Origin of the sequence: Staphylococcus hominis subsp. hominis, from assembly GCF_002901845.1 — a bacterium.
In the GTDB taxonomy this organism is placed as follows: Bacteria; Bacillota; Bacilli; order Staphylococcales; family Staphylococcaceae; genus Staphylococcus; species Staphylococcus hominis.
Genome location: NZ_PPQE01000005.1, coordinates 18502 through 27636, shown reverse-complemented (window position 1 = coordinate 27636; position 9135 = coordinate 18502). Strand labels below are relative to the sequence as shown.

The 9135-nt window shown below is 30.1% G+C and carries 9 protein-coding genes and 1 pseudogene; 6 read left to right on the top strand and 4 right to left on the bottom strand.

Features of this window, described 5'->3' with window-relative positions:
* Positions 1 to 68: 68 nt before the first annotated feature.
* The 6 genes from CD034_RS00495 (at position 69) to agrA (ending at position 5061) form a co-directional block, all read left to right on the top strand.
* Positions 69 to 692, top strand: coding sequence for a nitroreductase family protein (locus CD034_RS00495; RefSeq protein ID WP_002448275.1), 624 nt, complete (start codon positions 69 to 71; stop codon positions 690 to 692).
* 130 nt (positions 693 to 822) lie between these two features.
* Positions 823 to 1608, top strand: a complete 786-nt coding sequence (locus tag CD034_RS00490) for a carbon-nitrogen family hydrolase (protein WP_002488076.1) — start codon at positions 823 to 825, stop codon at positions 1606 to 1608.
* Positions 1609 to 2309: 701 nt separating this feature from the next.
* On the top strand, positions 2310 to 2876 hold the full coding sequence (locus CD034_RS00485; RefSeq protein ID WP_002455090.1) for an accessory gene regulator AgrB: 567 nt from the start codon (positions 2310 to 2312) through the stop codon (positions 2874 to 2876).
* A gap of 2 nt (positions 2877 to 2878) precedes the next feature.
* Positions 2879 to 3019 (top strand): cyclic lactone autoinducer peptide AgrD, encoded by a 141-nt coding sequence (gene agrD, locus CD034_RS00480; protein ID WP_049417668.1) that lies wholly within the window; start codon positions 2879 to 2881, stop codon positions 3017 to 3019.
* 23 nt (positions 3020 to 3042) lie between these two features.
* Positions 3043 to 4332: a quorum-sensing sensor histidine kinase AgrC gene (gene agrC, locus CD034_RS00475; protein WP_049431162.1), complete on the top strand. Its 1290-nt coding sequence runs from the start codon at positions 3043 to 3045 to the stop codon at positions 4330 to 4332.
* Positions 4333 to 4344: 12 nt separating this feature from the next.
* Positions 4345 to 5061 carry a quorum-sensing response regulator AgrA gene (gene agrA / locus CD034_RS00470; protein ID WP_002455088.1) on the top strand — a complete coding sequence of 239 codons (717 nt, stop codon included), beginning with the start codon at positions 4345 to 4347 and terminating at the stop codon, positions 5059 to 5061.
* 38 nt (positions 5062 to 5099) lie between these two features.
* Here the strand turns inward: agrA and CD034_RS00465 are convergent, their stop codons facing one another.
* From CD034_RS00465 to CD034_RS00455, 4 genes and pseudogenes are all read right to left on the bottom strand, one after another.
* Positions 5100 to 6071, bottom strand: a complete 972-nt coding sequence (locus CD034_RS00465; protein ID WP_103288022.1) for a carbohydrate kinase family protein — start codon at positions 6069 to 6071, stop codon at positions 5100 to 5102.
* Positions 6072 to 7559 (bottom strand): sucrose-6-phosphate hydrolase, encoded by a 1488-nt coding sequence (locus CD034_RS00460; protein ID WP_103288021.1) that lies wholly within the window; start codon positions 7557 to 7559, stop codon positions 6072 to 6074.
* An 81-nt stretch (positions 7560 to 7640) separates the two neighbouring features.
* A pseudogene (locus CD034_RS11525) lies at positions 7641 to 7708 on the bottom strand (LacI family DNA-binding transcriptional regulator); the annotation flags it as partial.
* 105 nt (positions 7709 to 7813) lie between these two features.
* Complete coding sequence (locus CD034_RS00455) at positions 7814 to 9058, bottom strand: ammonium transporter (RefSeq protein ID WP_002448259.1); 1245 nt, start codon at positions 9056 to 9058, stop codon at positions 7814 to 7816.
* Positions 9059 to 9135: the final 77 nt, after the last annotated feature.

Here is a 9135-nt window from a genome sequence, read left to right as displayed (position 1 = left end):
ATATAATAATTTACTTATTCTAGTATAAATTTTATACAAGAAATATATTAAAAAAAGGAGATTATAAGATGGAATTATTTGATAAAGAAAACACAAAACCATTTCTAACTGAAATTGAAAATAGACGTACAATTTATAAAACTAAAACATCTATTTCTATTAGCGATGAAGAATTAGAGGAAATGATTGAACATATTGTAAAATATATGCCTTCAGCTTTTAATTCACAATCAACACGTATTGTTTTATTACTTAACGATCAACATATTAAATTCTGGGAAAATGCTAAAACTGTACTCAAAGATGTAATGGGACCAGATCGCGACTTTGAACCTACAGATCAAAGAATTAATGGTTTCGAGCATGCCTACGGAACTATTTTATATTTTGAAGATGAAGATGTGATAAAATCATTACAAGAACAAATGCCATCATATGCTGATAATTTTGCTAACTGGGCTGTTCAAACAAATGCTATGCATCAATACGCCATTTGGACTGCACTAAGTTCAAAAGGTATCGGTGCATCGTTACAACACTATAATCCACTAGTTGATCAAGTTACAACACAAACATTTGATATTCCAGCATCATGGAAACTTGTAGCACAAATGCCATTTGGAGATATTGAAGAACAAGCTGGTGAAAAAGAAATTCACCCTACTGATCAACGATTTATTATTAAAAAATAATAAATTTAAACTTATCAATGAAGCATATTTCAATTAAGTTATTTTACTTTAATTGTAATGTGCTTCATTTTGCTTTTCATAGCCAAATTTAGTAAATTGAAATTATTAAGCAGGTTGAGGAGTGGTTAAAGTGAAAATACAAATATTCCAATTTTATGTCGAATATGGAGATGTTGAGAAAAATGAACAAAAAATTTCAGAATGGTTTAATACTCAATTAGATGCTGATACTGAAGTTGTTGTGTTACCAGAAATGTGGAACAATGGCTATGCTTTAGAAGAATTAAATGAAAAAGCAGATCAAGCATTATCACGTAGTTGTCCTTTTATTTCGAATCTTGCCCAAACATATCAAGTTGATATCGTCGCAGGATCTGTTTCAAATAAACGAAATAATAAAGTTTATAATACTGCTTTTACTGTTTCTAAAGAAGGTCGTCGTATTAACAAATATGATAAAGTTCATTTAGTTCCAATGCTAAATGAACCAGAATTTTTAGAAGATGGAAAAACAGTTCCAGAACCATTTACTTTATCATCAGGTGCGCTCGCCACTCAAATTATATGCTATGACTTAAGATTTCCTGAATTGCTAAGATATCCCTCTAGAGAAGGTGCTCAAATCGCATTTTATGTCGCCGAATGGCCAACATCTCGACTTAATCATTGGAGAAGTTTACTTCAAGCTAGAGCGATAGAAAATGATATTTTCATCGTCGCATGTAATGGCACAGGTCATGATGGAAATACTGAATACGCTGGACATTCAATGGTTATCAATCCTAATGGAGATATTCTTGTTGAGTTAAACAGAGAAGAAGCTACTATTTCAGTTGATATCAACATTCAAGAAGTATCACGCCAAAGAGATGCTATTCCAATCTTTAGAAATTTAAAACCTCATTTATATAAATAAAAAAAGTCGTGAGCTTGGGAGAGACTCACGACTTTTAATTAAGGGAATGTTTTACAGTTATTTTTCAATCTTTTGGGGATGTTATTAATTATGAAAAATTACATTGCATAACAATGTTATGATAGCTTGCATATTGAAAATAATTACCTTCTATTCAGAATAGCTAAGTTAATTATTTTCTACTGAGTTAACACTTCAGCGAGTCTTATGCATTTCTCATCAATAAGTTGGGATAGCTTATTAATGAATGGAACTACACGAAGAAATAAATAAATGAAATATTTTACTATGAAAATCGATATTATCGAATAACCCATTGGTCTCGATCATCACAAATACATAGTCAAATTACACAAACATTCCTTACAACTCATCGATAAATCAACTTTTAATTTCGCAACTACTAACAAAATCAAAAAAAGATTTATTCGAATAAAACAAAGACTAACAATTTAAAGACTAAGATTATTAAGTTGATATCACTTTAATGTGATATGAGTATATTAAAACATAACATTCATTTAAGTAATTAAAAATTTCTTAACTTGCAACTTTTTCTACTAAACTGTTTATTTTTATATGGTAAAATATGAGTTATCGAATTACTTTAACAGTTAAGTATTAAATTTTAACAGTTAAGCATTATTTTACAGACTAATTGCACAAAATTGTATAATATAGTCAAGGAGAGTGGCACAATATTGAAAGCAATTGATGATAAAATTGAGCACTTTGCATCTTATTTACAGAAGAAAAACAACCTTGATCATATCCAATTCTTAAAAGTACGATTAGGCATGCAAGTGGTTGTTAGTAATATTGCTAAAACAATTGTGACATATGGTGCTGCGCTCATATTCCATACATTTTTGTATACTTTAATCACACACATTAGTTATTTTTTAATTCGACACAATGCACACGGGGCGCATGCAAAGTCTACTTTGCTATGCCATATTCAAAATTTAATCTTATTTGTTGGTTTACCATGGCTCATTGCTTACTATCATATTAATATGGGTATCATGTATAGTGTTAGTGGCCTTGCATTATTACTGATTATTATTTATGCACCAGCTGCCACTAAGAAACAACCCATACCCGAACGACTAAAACCTCGCAAAAAAATAAAGTCTATTATTTTAGTAGTGGTTTTAATCATTATTTCTATTATAGTACCAGAGCCATATAAACAATTAATTTTATTAGGTATGATACTTGAAAGTACAACACTATTACCATTCTTTTTTCCTAAGGAGGATTATTAATTATGACATTTATTACAGATTTATTCATTAAACTATTCTCATTAATCTTAGAAACTGTTGGTACACTTGCTTCTTATTCACCTTGTGCAACTTATTTTGATGAACCAGAAGTTCCTAAAGAGTTAACAAATTTAGAAAGATAGTATTTTAAGAAAGTGTGTGTGCCATGGATTTATTATCTAATGTACCTTTAGCTTTATTTCAAGGTTTTCTCCTTTTTATAATTGCTAAAATAGTTTCAAATATTAAATATAAAACAAGGGATTATTTAATCGTTTTAGCGATTATAATCCCTTCTGCTCTTTTGTATCATTTTTTCGGAAGTATATCTATATTATATTTACTTATCAGTTGCGGAATATTTTTTTATTATAAAATAAAGTTTTATTCTATAATCACAGTTTTGGGCAGCGCAATATTAATGTTTTTAAGTAATTTTATCGTTTTCTTTTTAATAATTTTTATTGAAAATACATTAGATAATCAGTATTTAATTTTAATGATGTATTTAACTTTGTTTTCATTAATCTCTATTATTCTTGCTTATACTTTTAAAATTGTATTTAAAAAATTTAAGCAATCCTATCTATCTATTAATAAAACTTATTTAATTATTATTACAATTGTTTTAGTTTCATCATTTATCATTTTACTAATATATTCGCAAACACCTAGAATTAATAATGCTTCTTTAAAAATTTATGGGCTAATTTTTATTGGAATAATTATATTTTTTATCACCTTAATCATTATAATTTCTAGATATACACTACGTGAACTTCGATACAGACGTAATATGGAAGAAATTGAAACGTATTATGAATACACACTACAAATAGAATCGATTAATAATGAAATGCGTAAGTTTAGACATGATTATGTCAATATTCTTACTACAATGTCAGAATACATAAGAGAAAATGATATGGATGGTTTAAAGACATATTTTAATAACAATATTGTTCCTATGAAAGATAACCTTCAAATGAACTCAATCAAAATTAATGGTACTGATAATTTAAAAGTGCGTGCTATTAAAGGATTGATAACAACTAAAATTTTACAAGCTCAAGAAAAAAATATACCTATTAGTATTGAGGTGCCAGAGTTAATTGATCATATTGAGATGAATACGGTTGATTTAAGTCGTATCATTGGGATTATCCTTGATAACGCTATTGAGGCTTCAGAAGAATTAGAAGATGCCTTAATTAGAATTGCATTCATCAATGTCGAAACGTCAGTTATGTTTATTGTTATGAATAAATGTAAAGAAGATATGCCGAAAATCCATGAATTATTTCAAGACTCCTTTTCAACTAAAGGAGATAACAGAGGACTTGGTCTAACGACTTTAAAAGAAATTACTGATACTACTGAAAACGTGTTACTTGATACGACTATAGAAAATGGCTACTTCGTTCAAAAAGTAGAAATTATAAATAATATGCCATAAGGATGTGAGAAAATGAAAATATTCATTTGTGAAGACGATGTGAAACAACGTGAAAATATGGTTTCAATTATTAACAACTATATAATGATTGAAGAAAAACCGATGGAAATAGCGTTAGCGACAGATGATCCTTATGAAATTATTGAACAGTCAAAAGAAATGAATGATGTTGGATGTTATTTTTTAGATATACAATTGGAAGCTGATATTAACGGTATTAAACTTGGAAGTGAAATTCGAAAGTATGATCCTATTGGGAATATCATCTTTGTTACAAGTCATAGTGAACTCACTTACCTAACATTTGTCTATAAGGTATCTGCAATGGATTTTATTTTTAAAGATGATCCTAATCAACTAAAAACGCGAATAATAGATTGCATTGAAACTGCTCATACACGTTTAAAATTACTTTCAAAAGAAAGCAATGTTGAAACAATTGAATTAAAGCGTGGTAGCAATTCAATATATGTACAATATGATGATGTCATGTTCTTTGAATCGTCTACAAAATCCCATCGTTTAATTGCACATCTTGATAACCGTCAGATTGAATTCTACGGAAATCTTAAAGAATTAGCACAACTCGATGATCGTTTTTTCAGATGTCACAATAGTTTTGTTGTAAATCGTCATAATATCGATTCAGTCGATTCTAAAGAACGAATTGTAACTTTCAGAAATGGTGAGCATTGCTATGCCTCTGTACGTAATGTTAAAAAGATATAATATTAAAACCCCTTCATTTTAATATCTGAAGGGGTTTCTTAATTTCTTTTTTTAAGTTCTTCAATAACTTCTTCTAAACTTGAAATACTTTCAATAGCGCCATATTTAGTAGTTACTTTTGCAGCTACTAAATTACTAAATTTTAAAATTTCTTCTCCTTTTTCTTTAAATAGAGAAGTAATGTCTGTTAATTCTGTATTTAAAATTCTATTAATGACTGCACCAATAAACGCGTCTCCGGCACCAGTAGTGTCAACAGCTTCAACTTTATACCCTTGATGATGAATAATTGTCCCATCTTTTAAATAGGCTGTTGCTCCTTTGTCTCCTTGTGTATAGATAACTACTTCAACATTCCCTTTAAATAAAGATTGAATCGCTTTATGTTCATCACTTATTTCAGTAACAAATTCAATTTCTTCATCTGAAATTTTAATGATATTTGCTTTTGGAAGAAATGACTGAATAGTCGCTTTACACGCTTCTGCGCTATCCCATAATGGTAATCTAACATTTGGATCAAACACTATCATCCCATGAGCCGCTTCAAATTTTTCAATCATAGCAAGATGTGCATTTTTCATATCACATTCAATTAAGTCAACAGAACAAAAATGTAGAACATCTTGATTAGAAATATTAATTTCATCTAAATTCGAAGCATGATAAAGCATGTCAGCTGATGGTTTACGATAAAAAGAAAAATCTCGTTCTCCATTTTCTTTTAAACTAACGAATGCGAGTGCAGTATTAGCTGCATGTGTTCGTTTAATATATGTTGTACCAACGCCTATTTTCTCTAACGTCTCTACGATAATATCTCCAAAAGCGTCATTACCTAATTGTGTAACCATTTCTGTCCTACGACCTAATTTTTTAGCCACACTTGCCACATTAGCAGGTGCCCCGCCAACTTGTCGACTGAACTGCGTTACATCTTTAAGTTCAATATTTGTTCTATTTGGAATAAAATCGATTAATGCTTCACCAATAGCATATAACTTCCTCATTTATTTATCTCTCCCTAAGTCATATTTAGTAAATTTTAAATAAACTTGACCTGTTTCTGTAGATGTGCGAATTGCTGTAGCATTTTCATCAGGAAAAATTCTTGACGTTAAGACACGCTCTCCATCATTACAAAAAATTTCAATACTTGACGTATCCACAAAAATGTGTAATTGCTTTAATGGCGAATCTAAATATGTAGATCTTGTCACACCTTCAACATTACTAGGTAATGCACCACTTTCTGATCGATCGAATGTAATCTTTTGCTCCCTAGTATTATAAGAAATTAATGTTGAATTTAACTTAGATGCTCTTAATTCAAAATATATTTCTGTTGCTTCATTTTCTAAAATATTAATAATAAGCTCATATTGCGTACCTTCGTAAGGATGAAGTGTTGTATTATATTTGTTAGCATAACCTAATGCTGTTTCTTTATTTTGACGTAACGTCTCTAACGCTTTCAAAGGACGTTGGCGTAACCGTCCTTCTTCGATTGTTAACTCTCTAGGTATCGTTAAACAATGTGCCCAATCTTCTTCATCTGTAGGATAGTGAGTATCTGGTAATCCCATCCATCCAATTAAAATACGCTTACCATATTCATCTATAAACGTTTGTGGCGCATAAAAATCAAAACCATTATCAAGTTCTATAAATGTATCATGTTTGAATTCTAATGTATCGAAATTTAAATTACCGATTAGATATCCAGATTGATAAATATTTCTATATTTTTCATCTTTTGCATCAATACCTTGAGGACTAAAAATAATGACATCTTGTCCATTTAAACTAAAATAGTCTGGACATTCCCACATATAGCCAAAATCTTCTAGTTCGGTTGTAATTTCTCCAATATATTCCCATTGGTCAATCTGTCGATGTATCATTTTATACAAAAGTAAACGTCCTAATTCTTGTTGAGTTTGGACACCTAATATTGCATAATATTCTTCATGATGTTTAAATACTTTTGGATCTCTAAAATGACTTGTATATCCTTCAGGTTGATGAGCAATCACAGGCTTATTTAATTTTTCGATTGAACCATCTTGTTTTACTTTTGCAATCATTTGACTCGAATATCTTTTCCATTCTTCATCTCGATGATTACCTGTATACATGTAATATAAGTTTCCTTCAAATTCAAAAGCACTTCCACTATATACCCCATGACTATCATAAATCGTATCAGGCTTTAATATAGGACCATTTGGTTCAAATGTCACTAAATCTTTACTAGTATAATTAAACCAATATTTCAGTCCATGCCCAGCACCCAATGGAAACCACTGGTGAGATACATAGTATGTTCCGTTATAAAACATCAATCCATTAGGATCATTTAATAAACCTGTTTCAGGTTGAATATGAAAGTGTTGACGATACCTTGATTGTTCTATTCGATGCTTTAACGCTTCTAATTCATCTTTGTTCACATCTTCAATACGACGATAGCGTTGTACTCTTGACCACTCAGTCATATTAGTCCTCCTAAATCATTAGTATTAATTTTATCACTTAATATCGTAACGGTAATTAGTCTTAAGACTTTACAATCTATAATTTAAAAAGCGGGAAATTGTACTTTTGATACTCCCGCAAACTTTGCAATATCTGATATGTTTTTCAATAGACTAATCATCTAAATTAATATCAACATAATATTAATTTTATCATATCGTGATTATCTTCAAATACTGTTTTACTAATGAAACTTTAACATTTTAAATATATATCAATACCTTTTATGTAATTTATTTAATTCCCCATAAAAATATGCCTTTTCACCATGCACAAGTTGATCTAAACCTGTCATATCTTCTTCAACGGTCGTAGCAAGGGACATAAAAATTGATAATGTCTTTCCAATAATAAAAGTTATAATAATCGAGTAAACGACTACTACTACAACTGCAATACATTGTATCCATATAGTATGTAAATGACCAGTATAGATTAATCCATCTAATATATCTTTATTAACTTTATGTGATTGAAATACGCCAGTCAATATTGCACCAATCACACCCCCAACACCATGAATACCAAAGGCATCAAGTGTATCATTATATCTTAATTTTTCTTTTATAGAATTGACCACAAAATAACATGCTATACCACCAATCATAGAGATAATGTATGCACTTAAGTAGTTTACAAATCCAGCTGCTGGTGTAATGGTTACGAGTCCTGACAGTACACCTGATAATAAACCAAGTAAGCTTAACTTTTTATTAGAAAAGTATTCAAGAATCAACCAGCTAAATGCTCCTCCGCTTGCAGCGATGATAGTATTTACAAATGATATCACTGCTATATCATTTAAAGTAAACGCACTTCCTGTATTAAAACCGTACCATCCTATCCAAACAAAAATACCACCTATAAGTGTAATAAGTAAATTATTCGGCTGTAGTTTTTCTACTTTTTTTCCGTGACCTATCATTATTGCTAATACTAATCCTGATACTCCTGATGTAATATGTACCACAGTACCTCCAGCATAATCTAAAGCCTCAAGTTGTTGAATCCAACCACCGCCCCATACCCAATGGGCTACAGGACTGTAAATCATAATTACCCATATAAATATAAAAATGGTAAAAGGAATAAATCTCATTCGCTCAGCAATTGAACCTGATAAAATGGAAACCGCAATGGTACAAAACATCATCTGAAATAACATAAATAAGGCAAACGGAATATGTGGACTAAATTGAACATTCGTATTAAATCCTACATGTTGCAAACCAATAAAATCAAAATTACCTATCCAATCATTTCCATGACCAAAACTAAGAGAAAACCCAATGACCACCCATGTAAACGTAACAATAATGATAGCGGCCATACTTTGCATCACTGTATTTAAAACATTTTTAGGTTGAACTAAGCCTCCATAAAATAAACTCAATCCCGGTGTCATTAACCAAACTAATAAAATACACAGAAATAAAAAAATTGTGTCATCCATCTTCATTTTTACCACTTCCTTAAAAAACATCATATTAATAGTTTTTAAGAATAGCAAAAACACGTAAGATTAAATGACACAAT

What these genes read in the sequence shown, in the direction of transcription:
- CD034_RS00495 (WP_002448275.1), top strand. Translation starts at nt 69, where the DNA reads ATGGAATTATTTGATAAAGAAAACACAAAACCATTTCTAACTGAAATT.
- agrD (WP_049417668.1), top strand. Translation starts at nt 2,879, where the DNA reads ATGACATTTATTACAGATTTATTCATTAAACTATTCTCATTAATCTTA.
- agrC (WP_049431162.1), top strand. Translation starts at nt 3,043, where the DNA reads ATGGATTTATTATCTAATGTACCTTTAGCTTTATTTCAAGGTTTTCTC.
- agrA (WP_002455088.1), top strand. Translation starts at nt 4,345, where the DNA reads ATGAAAATATTCATTTGTGAAGACGATGTGAAACAACGTGAAAATATG.
- CD034_RS00465 (WP_103288022.1), bottom strand. Translation starts at nt 6,071, where the DNA reads ATGAGGAAGTTATATGCTATTGGTGAAGCATTAATCGATTTTATTCCA.
- CD034_RS00460 (WP_103288021.1), bottom strand. Translation starts at nt 7,559, where the DNA reads ATGACTGAGTGGTCAAGAGTACAACGCTATCGTCGTATTGAAGATGTG.
- CD034_RS00455 (WP_002448259.1), bottom strand. Translation starts at nt 9,058, where the DNA reads ATGAAGATGGATGACACAATTTTTTTATTTCTGTGTATTTTATTAGTT.